The following is a 17,169-nucleotide window of genomic DNA, read 5'->3' as shown; positions in this document are numbered from 1 at the left end:
CTGTTCTTGGTGATTGGGTACTGTTGACGGCACGGAGGGGAGTACTCCCTGTCTGCTGCGGCGTACCCGTCAATACGGATCAGGCCAGATCCCGGGGCGTCGGCCCATCGTTGGGTGGAAGAGACCTCCGGCAGCGACGACGCTGACATTTGCCGTTACGACTGCCGGAGGCGCAGTGGATGTTTCCATGACCCTATGGGTCCTGACGATCGTGGGCCTTGCCGCCCTCATCGCGGTCGACTTCTTCATCGGCCGCAAGCCGCACGACGTGTCGATCAAGGAAGCCGGGATCTGGACGGTCGTCTGGATCGTGCTGGCCGCCCTCTTCGGGCTGGGTCTGCTTCTGTTCGCCGGCGGTCAGCCCGCCGGTGAGTTCTTCGCCGGCTTCATCACCGAGAAGTCACTCAGCGTCGACAACCTCTTCGTCTTCGTCCTGATCATGGCGAAGTTCGCGGTGCCGTCGCAGTACCAGCAGCGGGTGCTGCTGATCGGTGTCCTCATCGCCCTGGTCCTGAGGGCGATCTTCATCGCCGCCGGTGCGGCGATCCTCGCCAGCTTCTCCTGGGTCTTCTACCTCTTCGGCGCCTTCCTCATCTGGACCGCCTGGAAGCTCATCCAGGAGGCCCGGGCGGACGAGGAGGACGAGGACTGGGAGGAGAACAAGCTGCTCAAGGCCGCCGAGCGCCGCTTTGGCGTGGCCGACCGGTACCACGGCACCAAGTTGTGGATCCAGGAGAACGGCAAGCGGGTCATGACCCCGATGCTGGTCGTGATGCTGGCCATCGGCACCACCGATGTGCTCTTCGCTCTCGACTCCATCCCCGCGATCTTCGGCCTGACCCAGGACCCGTACATCGTCTTCACGGCCAACGCGTTCGCCCTGATGGGTCTGCGCCAGCTGTACTTCCTCATCGGAGGCCTGCTGAGGAAGCTGGTCCACCTCAGCTACGGCCTGTCGATCATCCTCGGCTTCATCGGCGTGAAGCTGGTGTTGCACGCACTCCACGAGTCGGGCGTCCACGTCCCCGAGATCAGCATTCCGGTCTCGCTCGGCGTGATCTGCGCCGTCCTGATCGTCACCACGATCACCAGCCTGCGAGCTTCCAAGAAGCAGGCGGCGGCCGAGGCGGCGCAGGGCAAGAGCGGAGGCGCTCCGAAGGACAGCATCGACGTCTGACCGCGTCGGACGTAGGAACAACCATCACCGGGACCGGTGGTCGGCGAATTGCCGACCACCGGTCCCGGTGCTTGCTTTGTTACCTGAGCGCGCCCCCCGGGCCGGGGGGCGCCGGGGCCGGCTGGAGGTGCCATGAAGTTCGTGCAGATCATCGAGTTCGAGACCGAGCGTCTGGAAGAGATGCAGCAGGTGCTCGAAGAGGCAGGGCAGCGCGACACCGGCCGCGCGGGCGGCCCGACCCGCAGCATGCTGCTGAAGGACCGGGACAAGCCCACCCGCTATCTGGCGCTGATCGAGTTCGAGTCGGTCGAGGAGGCCATGCGCAACAGCGACGACCCCGAGACGAGCGCGATGGCGGAGCGGCTGAACGCGCTCAGCATCGGCGACCGGGTGTACACCAACTGCGACCTCTTGGACGTGCGTGATCTCAAGTAGCCCGGCCGAGAGGCCTTGAGGGGCCCGGCGCGACCGGAGTGCGGGGCCCCTTCACCTCTGCGACGATCACTGCATGATCGCTCGGCGCATGCGGCTCGCGGCGCAGTGGACGACCCTGGTGCCCTTGCTGGCGGTCGTGCTCCTGGTCCTGACCTGGGGACGGGATCTGCCCGTCGCGGCGGTCGCGCTGGTGACCCTGGTCCTCGCGGGAGCCGTCCTGGCCGCCGTGCACCACGCGGAAGTGGTGGCCCACCGGGTCGGTGAACCGTTCGGTTCCCTCGTGCTCGCCGTCGCCGTCACGATCATCGAAGTCGCCCTCATCGTCACCCTGATGGCCGACGGCGGGGACAAGAGCTCGACCCTGGCACGGGACACGGTCTTCGCGGCCGTGATGATCACCTGCAACGGCATCGTCGGGCTGTGCCTCCTGGTGGCCTCGCTGCGGCACGGCACCGCCGTCTTCAACCCGGAGGGCACCGGCGCCGCACTCGCCACCGTCGCGACCCTGGCCACGCTCAGCCTGGTCCTGCCGACCTTCACCACGAGCAAGCCCGGACCGGAGTTCTCCACCGTCCAGCTGACCTTCGCGGCGCTGTCCTCGCTCATCCTGTACGGCCTGTTCGTCACCACGCAGACCGTGCGGCACCGGGACTACTTCCTGCCGATCACCCAGCACGGCGAGGTGATCACCACCGAGGAGCACGCCGAGGCGCCGACCACCGGCACCGCCCGGATCAGCCTGGGCATGCTGGGGCTCGCCCTGATCGGCGTCGTCGGCCTGGCCAAGGGTGTCTCGCCCACCATCGAATCCGGGGTGGAGGCCGCCGGGCTCCACCACGCCGTCGTCGGTGTGATCATCGCGCTGCTGGTGCTGCTCCCCGAAACCATCGCCGCGCTGCGCTCCGCCCGCCGCGACCGCGTGCAGACCAGCCTGAACCTCGCCCTCGGCTCGGCGATGGCCAGCATCGGCCTGACCATCCCCGCCGTCGCACTCGCCTCCCTCTGGCTCTCCGGCCCGCTCGTCCTCGGCCTCGGCGCCACGCACATGGTGCTGCTCGCCCTGACCGTGGTGGTGGCCTCGCTGACCGTGGTGCCGGGCCGGGCCACACCGCTCCAGGGCGGCGTCCACCTGGTGCTGTTCGCGGCGTACCTGGAACTCGCGATCAACCCGTAGGCGGTCGCCCGCACCGGCGCGCGTAAACGCTCACGCAAGCGTGTACGCACACCGTCGTGCCAGCGGCACGTCGGGCGGCGCCGCCGCGGCGGGTGCACCCGCCGCACCCCGGGACTCATCCGGCAGCGGCCTCCGCAGCCGCCCCCGCAGGCATCGGACGCGTCTCCGGCAGCATCGCGAAACACCCGAGGCTGATCAGCGCGATCGCCGTCAGATAGGCGGCCACGCCCCACGGCACCCCTCCGCCCTGATCGGCCAGGGCCGTCGCCACGATCGGTGTGAGCGCGCCTCCGACGACCCCGCCGAGGTTGTAGCCCACGGCGGCGCCGGTGCAGCGCACCCGCGGCTCGTACAGCTCCGGCAGATACGCGGCGATCACGGCGAACATCGTGATGAACGCCAGCATCGCCCCGAGGAAGCCCAGGAACATCGGCAGCGGCGCCCCGGTGGCCAGCAACGCGACCATCGGGAACATCCACAGAGCGGCGGCCGCACAGCCGGCCAGACACAGCGGCCGCCGGCCGTAGCGGTCCCCGAGCAGCGCCACCAGCGGAGTGAGCGCGCCCTTCACCAGCACCGCGCCCATGATGCAGGTGAGCATGACACCTCGGCTCACCCCGAGCCGCTCCGTGCCGTAGGCGAGGGACCAGGTCGTCACCGCGTAGAAGATCGCGTAGCCGATCGCGAGCCCTCCGCCGGTCAGCAGGAGGAGCCGCCAGTGGTCGCGGACGACCTCGGCGAGGGGCACGCGCGCGTGGTCGCCGATCTCGAGGAAGCTGGGGCTCTCGGTGAGCGACGAGCGCAGCCACAGTCCGGCCACGGCCAGCACCCCCGCCGCCCAGAACGGCACCCGCCACCCCCACGCGGCGAACTGCGCGTCGGTCAGCGTCGAGGACAGCCCCAGCACCACACCGTTGGCGAGCAGGAACCCCAGTGCGGGCCCGACCTGCGGGAAGCTCGACCACAGCACACGTCGTTCGGCCGGCGCGTGCTCCACGGCCAGCAGGACCGCCCCACCCCATTCCCCGCCGAGCCCCAGCCCCTGGAGGAAGCGCAGCACCAGGAGCAGCAGGGGAGCGGCCACGCCGATCGCGTCGTACGTCGGCACGCAGCCGACCGCGACGGTGGAGGCCCCGGTCAGCAGCAGAGAGGCGAGGAGCACCGGCCGCCGCCCCCGCCGGTCCCCGATGTGCCCGAACAGCACCGATCCGAGCGGCCGGGCCACGAAGCCGACACCGAAGGTGGCGAAGGCGGCCAGCGTCCCGGCCACCGGGGAGAAGGTCGGGAAGAACAACGGCCCCAGGATCAGGGCCGCCGCGGTGCCGTAGACGAAGAAGTCGTAGAACTCGATGGCCGTGCCGGCGAGGGAGGCGGCCGCGAGGCGCGGCATGGAGGGTGCCCTTGCGGTGCGTACGTCGTGCATGCCGCGTCAACCACCCACCGTGATCGCCGGTTACGGGGGCGCGCGGAGGGCTCGGGGCCCTCAGTACGTGACCGTGATGCGCCGGGCGGGCCCGTCCACGCGCACGGTTCCTCCGTACGGGATGACCAGTTGCGGATCGGTGTGCCCGAAGTCCACGTCGAAGACGATCGTGGTGCCGGGGGCGTAGGTCCGCATGGCGCGCAGGACGGCCTCGCGTTGGTCGGCCGCGTAACGGGCGGCCTCCTCGGGGGTGTTGGGCTGCTCGAAGGACCAGGTCTTCGGCCGGCCCATGAGCAGGGCCGAGAAGCGTCCCAGCAGCCCGCGCTCGCCCATGTTCCGCAGGGTGCAGAAGACCTCCGTGGCGCTCGGCATGCCCTCGGAGGTCTCCAGGAGCAGCACGCCGCCGTCGTACTCGGACAGGTCGCGTGCGATCTCCCGGTCGGCCATCAGCAGCCAGCCGAGGATCTCCAGGCAGCCGCCCCAAGTGCGGCCCTCGATCACCCGGTCGGGGTTCACCCAGGTCCAGCCGGTCCCGGGCCGGGTCTCCGGCTCCGCGTCGAAGGTCGCCGGGTCGGCCCAGTCCCGGTCGATGTCGCGCCACCGCTCGGCGGGCTTCAACTCGTACGGACCGGAGGTGAACAGGGCCGCCCGCAGGGACTCGGCGGTCTGCGGGTGCATGGCCCCGGGGCGGCCCAGCTCGCACATCACGCTCCCGCCGTGGAAGGCCACGATGCCGCAGGTGCGCAGGAACGCGAGCAGGTTCGTGTTGTCGCTCATCCCGAAGAACGGCTTCGGGTTCGCCCGGATCAACTCCCGGTCCAGGTAGGGCAGTACGGTGATCTGGTCGTCCCCTCCGATCGACGCGACGACCGCCTTGATGTCCGGGTCGGCGAAGGCGGCGTGGATGTCGTCGGCCCGTTCCCGGGGTGTGGAACCCATCGCGCGGGTCGCCGGGTACTCGACCGGCTCCAGCCCGTACTCCTCGCGCAGCCGTTCGAGGCCCAGCTCGTAGGGGAGCGGGAAGAGTCCCGGCAGGCCGGAGGAAGGGGAGATCACCGCGATGCGGTCACCGGGCGACGGCTTGGGCGGGCAAGTCGGGCTGGTCAGGCTCGTCATGCCGGGAGACTACGGCCCGCCGGGCCGCGGCGCACCGCGATAAACCGGCTGTGAGCACCGAGGGAGGCCGACCGCGCGCACCGTGATAGACCGGCTGTGAGCAGCGGTCCGCCACGGGCCGCGACCCTGAACGGACCGGAGGAACCGTGCCCCGCACCCTGGCCAACGCCCCGATCATGATCCTCAACGGCCCCAACCTGAACCTGCTCGGCCAGCGTCAGCCGGAGATCTACGGCTCCGACACCCTCGCCGACGTCGAGGCCCTGTGCGCCAAGGCGGCGGCCGCCCACGGCGGCACGGTCGACTTCCGCCAGTCCAACCACGAGGGCGAGCTGGTCGACTGGATCCACGAGGCGCGGCTGAACCACTGCGGCATCGTGATCAACCCGGGGGCCTACTCCCACACCTCCGTCGCCATCCTGGACGCCCTCAACACCTGTGACGGCCTGCCGGTACTGGAGGTCCACATCTCCAACATCCACCAGCGCGAGACGTTCCGGCACCACTCCTACGTCTCGCTGCGCGCCGACGGGGTCATCGCGGGCTGCGGCGTGCAGGGATACGTGTTCGGAGTGGAGCGCGTCGTGGCGCTGACCGGGGCGGCGCGGGCGGACGCGTAGGCGACACCGGCCATGCAAGCCCCGCCGCGCATGGCGAGCGCCTCTTACCGCCGCCCCGCTGCTAGAGCCGCCCCGCCTCCACGATCCGCCGCAGGAAACGCCGCGTGCGCTCCTGCTGCGGATCCCCGAAGACCTGCTCGGCGGTGCCGCGTTCCAGGACCACGCCGCCCTCCAGGAAGCACACCTGATCGGCGACATCCCGCGCGAAGCTCATCTCATGAGTGGCCAGCACCATGGTCATGCCCTCGTCCTTCAGGCCGCGGACGACGGTGAGCACCTCGCCCACCAGCTCCGGATCGAGGGCGGCGGTGACCTCGTCGAGCAGCAGCAGCCGGGGGCGTACGGCCAGGGCGCGCGCGATCGCGACGCGCTGCTGCTGCCCACCGCTCAGCCGGTCCGGGTACTCGCCCGCCTTCCCGCCGAGCCCCAGCCGCTCCAGCAGCTCACGCGCGCGTGCCTCGGCCTCGGCCCGCGGCACCCCGTGCACACGCCGCGGGGCGAGCGTGATGTTCTCCAGGACCGTCATGTGCGGGAACAGGTTGTACGCCTGGAAGACCACGCCGATCCGGCGGCGTACGGCGTCCTGGTCGGCGCGCGGGTCGGTGATCTCCTCGTCGTCCAGCCAGATCGCCCCGTCGTCGATCTCCTCCAGCAGGTTCGCGCACCGCAGCAGCGTGGACTTGCCGGAGCCGGAGGCGCCGATCAGCGCGGTCACCGTGTGCGGCGCGACCTCCAGGTCGACGTCCCGCAGCACGACCGAGTCGCCGAAGGTCTTGCGGACGGACTCCATGCGCAGCACGGGTGTCTCGCTCATATGGCTCCTCCCTGGGCCTGCCGGCGGTCCATCCGGGCCGTCACCCAGTCCGTGAAGCGGGTCATGGGGATGGTCAGCGCGACGAAGACCAGACCCGCAACGATGTACGGGGTGTAGTTGAGGCTGCGGCCCACGATGATGTCGGCGGCCCGCACGGCGTCCACCGCACCGCCGATCGAGACGAGCCCGGTGTCCTTCTGCAGGGACACCAGGTCGTTCAGCAGCGGCGGCACCTGGCGGCGCACCGCCTGGGGCAGCACCACGTACCGCAGCGCCTGCCGGTTGCTCAGCCCCAGGGAGCGTGCCGCGGCGCGCTGCGAGGGGTGCACCGACTCGATGCCGGCGCGGAACACCTCGGCCACATAAGCCGAGTACGTCAGGGTGAGCGCGGTGCCGCCGAGGAGCACCGGGTCGACGGTCACCCCCTGGAGCCGCAGCGCCGGGACGCCGAAGACCACGATCATCAGGTTGATGATGAGCGGCAGCCCGCGGAAGAAGTCCGTGTACGCGGCGGCAAGGAAGCGCAGGGGGAAGAACACCGGGCCGCGCAGCGTACGGGCGACGGCGATCAGCATGCCGAGGACGAGCACCGCGGCTCCGCAGACCAGCAGCAGCCGGACGTTCAGCCACAGCCCTTCGAGGACCTTCGGGAACGCCTCGCGTGCGTACCCCGGGTCGAAGAAGGTCTCCTTCGTGCGTGCCCAGCCCGGCGCGTTGACGACGACCAGGTAGAGGAGGGCCGCGGTGACGAGGGTCGACAGCGCGCCGATGGCCGTCGCGCGCCGGGCCCGGGCCCGGCGGTGGCGTTCGCGCTCCAGGCGCCGCTGCGACGGGACGTAACCGTCTGCCGCCTCGTGCTCGCCGGAGCCCGGCTCCTCCTTGTTCACCGTCACTTGAGCACCGGCGCGTCGACGGCGTCCGACAGCCACCGCTGCTCGATCCTCGCGAGGGTGCCGTCCTCGCGCAACGCGTCCACGGCCCGCGAGACGCAGGAGGTGAGCGCGCTGCCCTGGTCGAGCACGAGACCGAACTGCTCCGGCGTGCCGCCCTGGTTCTCGAACTGACCGACGATCGTCGCGTCGGTGACCTCGGCCCCGGTGATGTAGAACGCGGTCGGCAGGTCCACGACGATGGCGTCGACCTGGCCGTTCTTCAGCGCGGACTTGGCCTGGTCGTTCTTGCCGTACGCGGCGGCGGCCCGGGTGGGGCGGACCACGTCGTTGATGTAGTCGAGGCTGGTGGTGCCGACCTGTGCTCCCAGGCTCATGCCCTTCAGATCCGCGATGCTCTTCGCCTTCGCGGCCTTGGAGCCCTTCAGCGCGACGACGGCCTGACGCACGTCGTAGTAGCCGGACGAGAAGTCCACGGCCTTCTGGCGTTCCTCGCTGATGGACACCTGGTTGATGTCGAAGTCGAAGGTCTTCTCGCCGGGCGCGAAGGCCTTGTTGAAGGGGACGGTCTGCCAGGTGACCTTGTCCTTGCCGTAGCCGAGCCGTTCGGCGACGGCGTAGGCGACCGCCGACTCGAAGCCCTCGCCGCCTGCGGGGTCGTCGTCCTTGAACCAGGGCTCGTAGGCGGGCTGGTCGGTGGCGATGGTCAGTGTGCCGGACGTCCGGGTCGCCAACTTGCCCTTGTCGCAGGTGCCGGCCGATGCCGAGGACCCGCCGGACGCCTCCGGTTGCGGAGCGCAGCTCACGGCGGCGGCGAGGAGAACGACGGCGGCGGCAGCGCGGCGCAGGGCACGCGGGGCAGGGTGCATGGCGGGACATTGACAGTCGACGGTCCCGTTTGTCGAGGTCACGGCAACATCTGTCCGGATAGTGGGAACGGGTGTTGCGTTCATGTGAACGGGTCCCGAAAGCCGCCGTCTTCGGCATGGGCCGGGGCCGCCGGCCGAGGGCGGGGATCGACAGGCCGGCGGCCCATCCGCTCAGGAGCCGTCATCCTGCGCGGGGCTGATACCAGTTGACTGCGCAACCAAGGAGGAGGGGAGCGCCTGTACGGCGCCGGTGTGTGCGAACGATTCACACGGGGCGCGTGCGCGGCTCACCACTCCACACGTTCGCGCCCGGCGCAGTCACGCACCACTCCGGCGCGTTCCTCACCACCCGCGCGCGTGCCACTCCGGCAGGTGCGGGCGCTCCGCGCCCAGGGACGTGTCGTTGCCGTGCCCCGGGTAGACCCAGGTCTCGTCCGGAAGGGCGCCGAAGATCTTGGTCTCGACATCGTGGATGAGGCTGGCGAACGCCTTCGGATCCTTGTGGGTGTTACCCACACCGCCGGGGAAAAGGCAGTCCCCCGTGAACACATGGGGGTGCCCGTGCGGGTCGTCATAGACGAGAGCGATCGAACCGGGCGTGTGCCCGACCAGGTGGCGGGCGGTGAGTTCCACGCGGCCCACCCGGATGGTGTCGCCGTCGTCGACCAGCACGTCGGTCCGCACGGGGATGCCCTCGGCGTCCTCCCGGCCGGCGTACGTGCGGGCGCCGGTGGCCGCCACGACCTCGGCGAGCGCCTGCCAGTGGTCGCCGTGCCGGTGGGTCGTGACGACGGACGCGATGCCGTCGCCGCCGATCATGCCGAGCAGCGTCTCGGCCTCGTTGGCGGCGTCGATCAGCAACTGCTCGTCCGTGGCCCGGCAGCGCAGCAGATAGGCGTTGTTGTTCATCGGACCGACCGCGATCTTCGTGATCATCAGGTCCTTGAGCTCGTGCACATCGGCCGGTCCGCCGACCGTCACCTCTCCGCTGTACGTCATGTCCGCCAGCCTATAGCGGGGGAGCGGCCACGGTCCCGCACCCGGGAGGCGGCCCTACAGCGGGGGCAACGCCGGGAGCGGGCCCCCGTCCACCTTCAGCGCGGCCCCCGTACGGCGGCCGGCGAGCCAGCCCAGCAGGTCCGCCGGAGGCCCCGTGACGGTCACCTCCGGACCGCCCTGGGTCTGTCGCCCCGTGCTCCACGCGCGCGTGCCGTCCGTGAGGCGCGTGGGCGGTACGTCGGGGTGCCCGGCGAACCGGTCGGCGAGGAAGCCGATCTCCCGCTCGGTGAACTCCGCCGGAAGATCCTCCAGCTCGTACCCGATGCCCAGGTCCACGTGGTGCAGCTCCACCTCGATCCATCGCCGGAACGGCACCCGGGACGCGGAGTCCGTGACCCCGTTGCGCAGCTCCACCGTGCGCGCCCAGTCCGCCGGAGCGCTCCCGGCCTCCTGGAAGCGGGCCGCGCTCTCGCGCAGGTCGGCGAGCTGGACGTCGAGGCCGCGCGGGGCGTCCCGCTCGATGTCGGCGTCCCGGGCCGTGCCGGAGACGTACATGGGACGTCCTTCGAGCACGTTCACAAGGGCGTCCGCGTTGCGGGCGAGGTGGGCCAGGACATGGCCGCGGCTCCAGCCGGGCAGCCGTGACGGGTGGGTCACAGACGCGTTGTCCAGTTTGCCGACTGCGGTCAGCAGCCGTTCCGTCGCGTCACGTACAGACGCCAGGTCATGAGCGTGATCAATCATGCTGCTGACCTTAGCTCCGCCACTCCTTCGGGTGAAGGTGGTGAAGCAGTGCCGTAAATCGAAAGCACGTGCTATATGGTCGGACGTGGCGTCGGGCATGCTGGAGAGCCGGGGTTTGTTGACAACCCGTGAATCCGTCCGGCGTTGTCAGTGGCTCCCCCTAGTCTGAGAACGACGGGGGCCCCGCCCCTGTCACTTCTCTCAAGAAAGGTGCGGACCGGCGTGGCCGACCGTCTCATCGTCCGTGGAGCGCGCGAGCACAACCTCAAGAACGTCTCGCTCGACCTCCCGCGCGACTCGCTCATCGTCTTCACGGGCCTGTCGGGGTCGGGCAAGTCCTCGCTGGCCTTCGACACGATCTTCGCCGAGGGGCAGCGGCGCTACGTCGAGTCGCTCTCCTCGTACGCCCGGCAGTTCCTCGGCCAGATGGACAAGCCGGACGTCGACTTCATCGAGGGCCTGTCCCCGGCCGTCTCCATCGACCAGAAGTCGACCTCGCGCAATCCGCGCTCCACGGTCGGCACCATCACCGAGGTCTACGACTACCTGCGCCTGCTCTTCGCGCGCATCGGCAAGCCGCACTGCCCGCAGTGCCGCCGCCCGATCACCCGCCAGTCGCCGCAGGCCATCGTCGACCGGGTCCTGGAGCTGCCCGAGGGCAGCCGCTTCCAGGTGCTGTCGCCGCTGGTGCGCGAGCGCAAGGGCGAGTTCGTCGACCTCTTCGCCGACCTCCAGACCAAGGGCTACTCCCGCGCGCGGGTCGACGGCGAGACGATCCAGCTGTCGAACCCGCCCACGCTGAAGAAGCAGGAGAAGCACACCATCGAGGTGGTCGTCGACCGCCTCACGGTGAAGGACGGCGCCAAGCGCCGCCTCACCGACTCCGTCGAGACCGCCCTCGGTCTGTCCGGCGGCATGGTCGTGCTCGACTTCGTCGACCTCCCCGAGGACGACCCCGAGCGCGAGCGCATGTTCTCGGAGCACCTGTACTGCCCGTACGACGACCTGTCCTTCGAGGAGCTGGAGCCCCGCTCCTTCTCCTTCAACTCGCCCTTCGGCGCCTGCCCGGACTGCACCGGCATCGGCACGCGCATGGAGGTCGACCCGGAGCTGATCGTCCCGGACCCGGACAAGAGCCTCGACGAGGGCGCCATCCACCCCTGGTCCCACGGCCACACCAAGGACTACTTCGGCCGCCTCATCGGAGCCCTCGCCGACGCGCTGGGCTTCCGCACGGACATCCCCTTCGCGGGGCTGCCGCAGCGCGCCAAGAAGGCCCTGCTCCACGGCCACAAGACCCAGGTCGAGGTCCGCTACCGCAACCGCTACGGCCGTGAGCGCCGGTACACCACGGCCTTCGAGGGTGCCGTCCCGTTCGTCAAGCGCCGGCACAGCGAGGCGGAGAGCGACTCCAGCCGCGAGCGCTTCGAGGGCTACATGCGCGAGGTGCCCTGCCCGACCTGTGAGGGCACGCGCCTGAAGCCGATCGTCCTCGCGGTCACGATCATGGACAAGTCCATCGCCGAGGTCTCCGCGATGTCGATCAGCGACTGCGCGGACTTCCTGGGCGAGCTGAGGCTCACCGCCCGCGACAAGAAGATCGCCGAGCGCGTGCTGAAGGAGGTCAACGAGCGGCTGCGCTTCCTGGTCGACGTCGGCCTGGACTACCTCTCGCTGAACCGCGCGGCCGGCACCCTGTCCGGCGGCGAGGCCCAGCGCATCCGCCTGGCCACCCAGATCGGCTCCGGCCTGGTCGGCGTGCTGTACGTCCTCGACGAGCCGTCCATCGGCCTGCACCAGCGTGACAACCACCGGCTGATCGAGACCCTGGTCCGGCTGCGCGACATGGGCAACACCCTCATCGTCGTCGAGCACGACGAGGACACGATCAAGATGGCCGACTGGGTCGTCGACATCGGCCCCGGCGCCGGCGAGCACGGCGGCAGGGTCGTGCACAGTGGCTCCCTGAAGGAGCTGCTGGCCAACGACGAGTCGCAGACCGGGCAGTACCTGTCCGGCAGGAAGGCCATCCCGCTGCCCGACATCCGGCGCCCGCTGGATCCGTCCCGGCAGCTCACGGTGCACGGCGCCCGGGAGAACAACCTCCAGGACATCGACGTCTCGTTCCCCCTGGGCGTCTTCACCGCCGTCACCGGTGTCTCCGGCTCCGGCAAGTCGACCCTGGTCAACGACATCCTGTACACCCACCTGGCCCGCGAGCTGAACGGCGCGAGGAACGTGCCCGGGCGGCACACGCGCGTGGACGGCGACGACCTCGTCGACAAGGTCGTGCACGTGGACCAGTCGCCCATCGGCCGCACCCCGCGCTCCAACCCGGCCACGTACACCGGCGTCTTCGACCACATCCGCAAGCTGTTCGCCGAGACCACCGAGGCGAAGGTCCGCGGCTACCTGCCCGGCCGCTTCTCCTTCAACGTCAAGGGCGGCCGCTGCGAGAACTGCGCGGGCGACGGCACCATCAAGATCGAGATGAACTTCCTCCCGGACGTCTACGTCCCCTGCGAGGTCTGCCACGGCGCCCGGTACAACCGGGAGACCCTGGAGGTCCACTACAAGGGCAAGTCCATCGCCGAGGTCCTCAACATGCCGATCGAGGAGGCCACGGAGTTCTTCGAGGCGGTCCCCGCGATCGCCCGGCACCTCAACACGCTGAAGGACGTCGGTCTCGGCTACGTCCGCCTCGGCCAGGCCGCGACCACCCTGTCCGGCGGCGAGGCGCAGCGTGTGAAGCTCGCCAGCGAGCTGCAGAAGCGCTCCACCGGCCGTACGGTCTACGTCCTGGACGAGCCGACCACCGGTCTGCACTTCGAGGACATCAGCAAGCTGCTGACGGTCCTGTCCGGACTGGTCGACAAGGGCAACACGGTCATCGTCATCGAGCACAACCTCGACGTGATCAAGACCGCCGACTGGATCGTCGACATGGGCCCCGAAGGCGGCGCCGGCGGCGGCCTGGTCGTCGCCGAGGGCACGCCCGAGCAGGTGGCGGGGGTCCCGGCCAGCCACACCGGCAAGTTCCTGCGGGAGATCCTCGACGCCGACCGCATCAGTGACGCGTCCTCGGTGAAGGCACCCCGCAAGACGGCGGCCCGCAAGACGGTCGCGGCCAAGACGGCCTCGGCCCGCAAGACCGCCACCAAGACGGTCGGCGGCACGGCCGCCAAGAAGACGACGGCCAAGACCACCAAGGCCGCCGCGAAGAAGACGACCCGGACCAGCAAGGGCTGACTCCGGCCGAACGCGCCGGGCCCCACAGGCGACGTCCTGTGGGGCCCGGCGCGTTCCGTGTGCGGTCAGGCGCCCTCCGGCTCCACGAACTGCATGTCGAGCTGGATCTTGACCACTTCGCCGAGCAGACCGGGGGCGAAGTCGAGCCCGAACTCGCTGCGCCGGATCTCACCCGTCGCCTCGAACCCGGCATGCCGGCTGCCGTCCATCGGCACCTCGACCAGCCCGCCGAACTCCACGGCGAGCGTCACCGGGCGGGTCACGCCGCCGATCGTCAGCTCGCCCTCCATGGTCCAGTCCTCGCCCGCGCCCGACACCCGCGTCGAGCGGTACGTCATCGTCGGGCGCTTCTCCACGTCGAGCAGGTCGGAGGCGAGGACGTGCGCGTCCCGGTCGGGGTTGCCGGTGTTGACCGAGGCCAGGTCGACCGTCGCGGAGACCCGCACGTCCTCGACCCGCTCCCCGACGAACAGTTCGGCCTCCAGCCGCTCGAAGCGCCCCCGCACCTTGGCGATGCCCAGGTGCCGGATGGTGAAGTTGACGGAGGAGTGGAACGGATCGAGGGCCCACTGACCGGGAGCCAGCGGCAGGGCGGTGGTGGCGGTGTCATTCGTCATGCCCTCCACCCTGAGGGCCGCGCGGCCCGGAAGGGAGACCGGCCGGAGCCTGGTAGTGAGGGGGCCACCCTCCGCGCCCGCGCGCCCGGTACGTTCGGCGGGTGAGCGACAACGAGTTGGGCACGTTCCTGCGCACCTGGCGTGAAGCCGTCACTCCGGCCGAAGCGGGTCTTCCCGCGGGGCCCCGGCGCCGTACGCCGGGCCTGCGGCGCGCCGAACTGGCCACGCTCGCCGGCGTCAGCGTCGAGTACCTCACCCGGCTGGAACAGGGCCGCGACCGCAACCCGTCCGCCCAGGTGCTGGGCGCCCTGGCCGACGCCCTGAACCTCTCCCTGCGCGACCGGATGCTGCTGCGCCGCCTGACCAAGGAGGCGGACGGCGGCGACCCCCTGCTCTGTGCGGCGGCCCCGCCGCTCAGCCGCGCGGCGCGCCCCACCGTGCGGGCCGTGCTGGACCGCCTGGAACCGGCTCCCGCGCTGGTGGTCAACTGGATCGGCGACGTCCTCGCCCACACGGCCGGGTACGAGCGGCTGGTCGGTCCCCTCGGCCTGCTCGACGACGAGCGGCCCAACCTGCTCCGGTACCTGTTCACCGACGAGCGGGCACGCAGCGCCTACCGCGAGTGGGACCGCGTGGCCGACGATCTCGTCGCCCGGCTCAGGCACGGCGTCCCCTTGAGGGACCCGTACCTCGCCGAGCTGGCCGACGAGCTGACGGTGACGGCGGGCGCGGACTTCGCCGACCGGTTCGCCGACCTTGCCATGACACCGCGGCGGACGGGCTCCCAGGACATCGAACACCCCGAGGCCGGTTCCCTGCGGCTGCTGGTCGAGACGCTCGCGCTTCCCGACGAGGGGCAGCAGGTCGTCATCCACCTGCCCGCGGACGACGCCACGGCCGCCGCCCTGGACCGCCTCAACGGCCGCCGCCCCGGCGCACTGCGAGCCGTCGCGAGGGGGGAGACCGGCTGAGGCCCCTCGGTCCACCGCGCGGCCTCCTGCCCGGGTCAGCCCGGCAGCTCGTGCGCGTAGGGCGGTTCCGCCCCGGCCCGTGAGCAGGTGACGGCCGCCGCGCGGGCTGCGAAGCCCAGCAGTTCCGTCCAGCCGTCGGGGCCCAGGGCGGCCGCCGCGCGCCGGCTGAGGGCGTCGCGTACCGCGAGCCCGTGCAGCAGGGCCGCGTTGACCGTGTCACCCGCGCCGATCGTGTCCACGACCGCCACACGCTCGCCCGGCACCGTGTACTCGCCGTCGGCGGTGAAAGCGGTCAGACCGTCCCCGCCCCGGGTGATCACGACCGCCGCCGGACCGGCCGCCAGCCATTCCTGAGGCGTCCCGCCCAGCCACGCGGCGTCCTCCTCGGACAGCTTCAGCAGGGACACCGACGGCAGCCAGTTCTTGAACCGCGCCCGGTAGGCGTCCGCGTCCGGGATCAGCCCGGGCCTGATGTTCGGGTCCAGCGCGGTGAACACACCCTGCGCGGACGCCCGGAGCATCAGCTCCTCGTATGCGCTCGCTCCCGGCTCCAGCACCAGCGAGCAGGTGCCGAAGGACACCGCCCGGGTGCCGGACGGCAGCGCTGAGGGCGCCGAGAACAGCCGGTCCGCCGTCCCGTCGACGTAGAAGGAGTACGCTGCCGAACCGTCCGTGCCGACCGTGGCGACGGCGAGGGTCGTCGGCTCGGCGCCCCGCTGCACCGAGGACACATCGACCCCGCTCTCGCGCAGCCGGTCCAGCAGGGCCTCCCCGAAGGCGTCGGACGACACCCGGGAGCAGAAGGCGGCGCAGGAGCCGAGGCGGCCCAGCGCCACAGCCGTGTTGAACGGGCCGCCGCCGAGCGCCGGCTGCAGCGCCGCCAGGGCACCCGTGCCCTGCGGTACCAGGTCGATCAGTGCCTCACCGGCGACGACGATCACGACGGGGTTCCTTCCTCGGACGGGCTGGGGCAGCCGCAGGACGTGCGGTGGACGAAGGCGCAGGGCAGGCGTACGGTCCGGGCGGGCCGGTCCGGCTCGGCGAGGCGCTCCAGGAGCACGCCCACGGCCCGGGCGCCGATGTCCTTGCCGGGCTGCGCGATCGCGGTGAGCCGGGGCGAGAACAGATCCGCCCAGGCGAAGTCGTCGAAGCAGCACAGCGCGATGTCACCCGGTACGGACAGGCCGTGCGCGCTCAGGGCACGCAGCACGCCGATGGTCATGGCGTTGTTGCCGGTGACCAGGGCGGTGGGCGGCACACCGAGGGACAGCAGGGCCTCGGTGGCCTGCTCGGCGCCGGCCGACTCCGAGTCGCCGTGCACCAGCAGCCGCCCGTCGTACGCCAGCCCCGCGAACGCGAGACCCCTGCGGTAGCCGGTGATCCGCTCGCTCGTGGTGCTGAGCCCGGGCCGCCCCGCCACCAGCCCGATCCGCCGGTGACCGAGGCCGGCGAGATGGCTGACCAGCCGGGACATCGGTTCGGCGTTGTCGGCGCACACCTGGTCGAAGCGCGGACCGCCGGCGTCCCCCGGCGTGTCCACCAGCCGGTCCAGGAACACGGCTGGCACGTCGTGCCGCCCCAGGTAGGCGAGCAGCTCGCGGGGGTCGGCGGAGGGCGCGACGATCATGCCGTCCACCCGGCGCTCGTGCAGCAGCTGGACCACCTTGCGCTCGTGCTCCGGGTCGTCGTGCGGATCGGCGATCAGCAGGCTGTAGCCGGCTTCCAGTGCGGCGGCCTCGACGCCCTGGAGGATCTCCGTGAAGTACGGGTTCCTGATCGCCGACACCGCCAGTCCGATGGACCGGGTGCGGGACGTCACCAGGGAACGGGCCAGCGTGTTGGTGGTGTATCCGAGCTCCTCCACGGCGTCGAGGACCGCCTGGCGGGTGTGCGGCAGCACCGGCCGGGTGCCGTTCAGCACGTGCGAGACCGTCGCCACGGAGACACCCGCGCTCCGTGCGACGTCGGCCATCGTCGCCATGCCGCTCTCTCCTCCGCACTCGGGTCCCGGCGGGGAACGTACCGCATCAGGAGGGCATACGTAAACGCTTACGCAAGCGTTTACGACAGG

General features: G+C 70.9%; 16 protein-coding genes. 6 read left to right on the top strand and 10 right to left on the bottom strand.

The window, feature by feature from the left end; genetic code table 11:
* Window positions 1-175: 175 nt before the first annotated feature.
* The 3 genes from ACFY9E_RS31735 to ACFY9E_RS31725 all read left to right on the top strand — a co-directional run bounded on the left by ACFY9E_RS31735 (window position 176) and on the right by ACFY9E_RS31725 (window position 2,786).
* Entirely contained in the window at window positions 176-1,177 is a 1,002-nt protein-coding gene (locus tag ACFY9E_RS31735; protein WP_390989724.1) for a TerC/Alx family metal homeostasis membrane protein, read from the top strand.
* 132 nt (window positions 1,178-1,309) lie between these two features.
* Window positions 1,310-1,612 carry a hypothetical protein gene (locus ACFY9E_RS31730; RefSeq protein WP_390989722.1) on the top strand — a complete coding sequence of 101 codons (303 nt, stop codon included), beginning with the start codon at window positions 1,310-1,312 and terminating at the stop codon, window positions 1,610-1,612.
* 73 nt (window positions 1,613-1,685) lie between these two features.
* On the top strand, window positions 1,686-2,786 hold the full coding sequence (locus tag ACFY9E_RS31725; RefSeq protein WP_390989721.1) for a calcium:proton antiporter: 1,101 nt from the start codon (window positions 1,686-1,688) through the stop codon (window positions 2,784-2,786).
* A 115-nt stretch (window positions 2,787-2,901) separates the two neighbouring features.
* Here the strand turns inward: ACFY9E_RS31725 and ACFY9E_RS31720 are convergent, their stop codons facing one another.
* Both ACFY9E_RS31720 and ACFY9E_RS31715 read right to left on the bottom strand, forming a co-directional pair.
* Window positions 2,902-4,176 (bottom strand): MFS transporter, encoded by a 1,275-nt coding sequence (locus ACFY9E_RS31720; protein WP_390989719.1) that lies wholly within the window; start codon window positions 4,174-4,176, stop codon window positions 2,902-2,904.
* Between the two features lie 93 nt (window positions 4,177-4,269).
* Entirely contained in the window at window positions 4,270-5,325 is a 1,056-nt protein-coding gene (locus tag ACFY9E_RS31715) for an LD-carboxypeptidase (protein ID WP_390989717.1), read from the bottom strand.
* Between the two features lie 146 nt (window positions 5,326-5,471).
* Here ACFY9E_RS31715 and aroQ point away from each other — a divergent pair, with 146 nt between their 5' ends.
* Window positions 5,472-5,945 (top strand): type II 3-dehydroquinate dehydratase, encoded by a 474-nt coding sequence (aroQ, locus tag ACFY9E_RS31710; RefSeq protein ID WP_283969805.1) that lies wholly within the window; start codon window positions 5,472-5,474, stop codon window positions 5,943-5,945.
* A gap of 61 nt (window positions 5,946-6,006) precedes the next feature.
* Here aroQ and ACFY9E_RS31705 read toward each other — a convergent pair whose 3' ends face one another.
* The 5 genes from ACFY9E_RS31705 to ACFY9E_RS31685 all read right to left on the bottom strand — a co-directional run bounded on the left by ACFY9E_RS31705 (window position 6,007) and on the right by ACFY9E_RS31685 (window position 10,261).
* Window positions 6,007-6,759 carry an ATP-binding cassette domain-containing protein gene (locus ACFY9E_RS31705; protein WP_390989715.1) on the bottom strand — a complete coding sequence of 251 codons (753 nt, stop codon included), beginning with the start codon at window positions 6,757-6,759 and terminating at the stop codon, window positions 6,007-6,009.
* The gene (locus tag ACFY9E_RS31700; RefSeq protein WP_390989713.1) at window positions 6,756-7,652 is read right to left on the bottom strand and encodes an ABC transporter permease subunit; all 897 of its coding nucleotides are present in this window, start codon (window positions 7,650-7,652) and stop codon (window positions 6,756-6,758) included. Before ACFY9E_RS31700 ends, ACFY9E_RS31705 begins: the two co-directional genes overlap by 4 nt.
* Window positions 7,649-8,518: a transporter substrate-binding domain-containing protein gene (locus tag ACFY9E_RS31695; RefSeq protein ID WP_390989711.1), complete on the bottom strand. Its 870-nt coding sequence runs from the start codon at window positions 8,516-8,518 to the stop codon at window positions 7,649-7,651. Before ACFY9E_RS31695 ends, ACFY9E_RS31700 begins: the two co-directional genes overlap by 4 nt.
* Window positions 8,519-8,860: 342 nt before the next feature.
* Window positions 8,861-9,517, bottom strand: a complete 657-nt coding sequence (locus ACFY9E_RS31690) for an MBL fold metallo-hydrolase (RefSeq protein WP_390989709.1) — start codon at window positions 9,515-9,517, stop codon at window positions 8,861-8,863.
* Between the two features lie 54 nt (window positions 9,518-9,571).
* A complete protein-coding gene (locus ACFY9E_RS31685; protein WP_390989707.1) occupies window positions 9,572-10,261 on the bottom strand; it encodes a maleylpyruvate isomerase family mycothiol-dependent enzyme in 690 nt (229 codons plus the stop codon).
* 222 nt (window positions 10,262-10,483) lie between these two features.
* Between ACFY9E_RS31685 and uvrA the strand changes: the two genes are divergently transcribed.
* The gene (uvrA, locus tag ACFY9E_RS31680) at window positions 10,484-13,510 is read left to right on the top strand and encodes an excinuclease ABC subunit UvrA (RefSeq protein WP_390989705.1); all 3,027 of its coding nucleotides are present in this window, start codon (window positions 10,484-10,486) and stop codon (window positions 13,508-13,510) included.
* Window positions 13,511-13,575: 65 nt separating this feature from the next.
* Here uvrA and ACFY9E_RS31675 read toward each other — a convergent pair whose 3' ends face one another.
* The gene (locus ACFY9E_RS31675) at window positions 13,576-14,127 is read right to left on the bottom strand and encodes a YceI family protein (protein ID WP_390989703.1); all 552 of its coding nucleotides are present in this window, start codon (window positions 14,125-14,127) and stop codon (window positions 13,576-13,578) included.
* A gap of 101 nt (window positions 14,128-14,228) precedes the next feature.
* On the opposite strand from ACFY9E_RS31675, the gene ACFY9E_RS31670 reads away from it, so the two are divergent.
* Entirely contained in the window at window positions 14,229-15,098 is an 870-nt protein-coding gene (locus tag ACFY9E_RS31670; protein WP_390989701.1) for a helix-turn-helix domain-containing protein, read from the top strand.
* A gap of 35 nt (window positions 15,099-15,133) precedes the next feature.
* Here ACFY9E_RS31670 and ACFY9E_RS31665 read toward each other — a convergent pair whose 3' ends face one another.
* Together ACFY9E_RS31665 and ACFY9E_RS31660 are read right to left on the bottom strand one after the other, a co-directional pair.
* Window positions 15,134-16,039, bottom strand: a complete 906-nt coding sequence (locus ACFY9E_RS31665; RefSeq protein ID WP_390989699.1) for a PfkB family carbohydrate kinase — start codon at window positions 16,037-16,039, stop codon at window positions 15,134-15,136.
* Complete coding sequence (locus ACFY9E_RS31660; protein WP_390989697.1) at window positions 16,036-17,079, bottom strand: substrate-binding domain-containing protein; 1,044 nt, start codon at window positions 17,077-17,079, stop codon at window positions 16,036-16,038. Before ACFY9E_RS31660 ends, ACFY9E_RS31665 begins: the two co-directional genes overlap by 4 nt.
* Window positions 17,080-17,169: the final 90 nt, after the last annotated feature.

This window comes from Streptomyces sp. NPDC012466, from assembly GCF_042955215.1.
GTDB lineage: Bacteria > Actinomycetota > Actinomycetes > Streptomycetales > Streptomycetaceae > Streptomyces.
Note: the sequence above shows the minus strand (reverse complement) of the source record. Positions and strands in the feature narration are given on the sequence as shown.

What these genes read in the sequence shown, in the direction of transcription:
- ACFY9E_RS31730 (WP_390989722.1), top strand. Translation starts at nt 1,310, where the DNA reads ATGAAGTTCGTGCAGATCATCGAGTTCGAGACCGAGCGTCTGGAAGAG.
- ACFY9E_RS31725 (WP_390989721.1), top strand. Translation starts at nt 1,686, where the DNA reads ATGATCGCTCGGCGCATGCGGCTCGCGGCGCAGTGGACGACCCTGGTG.
- ACFY9E_RS31720 (WP_390989719.1), bottom strand. Translation starts at nt 4,176, where the DNA reads ATGCCGCGCCTCGCGGCCGCCTCCCTCGCCGGCACGGCCATCGAGTTC.
- ACFY9E_RS31715 (WP_390989717.1), bottom strand. Translation starts at nt 5,325, where the DNA reads ATGACGAGCCTGACCAGCCCGACTTGCCCGCCCAAGCCGTCGCCCGGT.
- ACFY9E_RS31705 (WP_390989715.1), bottom strand. Translation starts at nt 6,759, where the DNA reads ATGAGCGAGACACCCGTGCTGCGCATGGAGTCCGTCCGCAAGACCTTC.
- ACFY9E_RS31695 (WP_390989711.1), bottom strand. Translation starts at nt 8,518, where the DNA reads ATGCACCCTGCCCCGCGTGCCCTGCGCCGCGCTGCCGCCGCCGTCGTT.
- ACFY9E_RS31690 (WP_390989709.1), bottom strand. Translation starts at nt 9,517, where the DNA reads ATGACGTACAGCGGAGAGGTGACGGTCGGCGGACCGGCCGATGTGCAC.
- ACFY9E_RS31685 (WP_390989707.1), bottom strand. Translation starts at nt 10,261, where the DNA reads ATGATTGATCACGCTCATGACCTGGCGTCTGTACGTGACGCGACGGAA.
- ACFY9E_RS31675 (WP_390989703.1), bottom strand. Translation starts at nt 14,127, where the DNA reads ATGACGAATGACACCGCCACCACCGCCCTGCCGCTGGCTCCCGGTCAG.
- ACFY9E_RS31660 (WP_390989697.1), bottom strand. Translation starts at nt 17,079, where the DNA reads ATGGCGACGATGGCCGACGTCGCACGGAGCGCGGGTGTCTCCGTGGCG.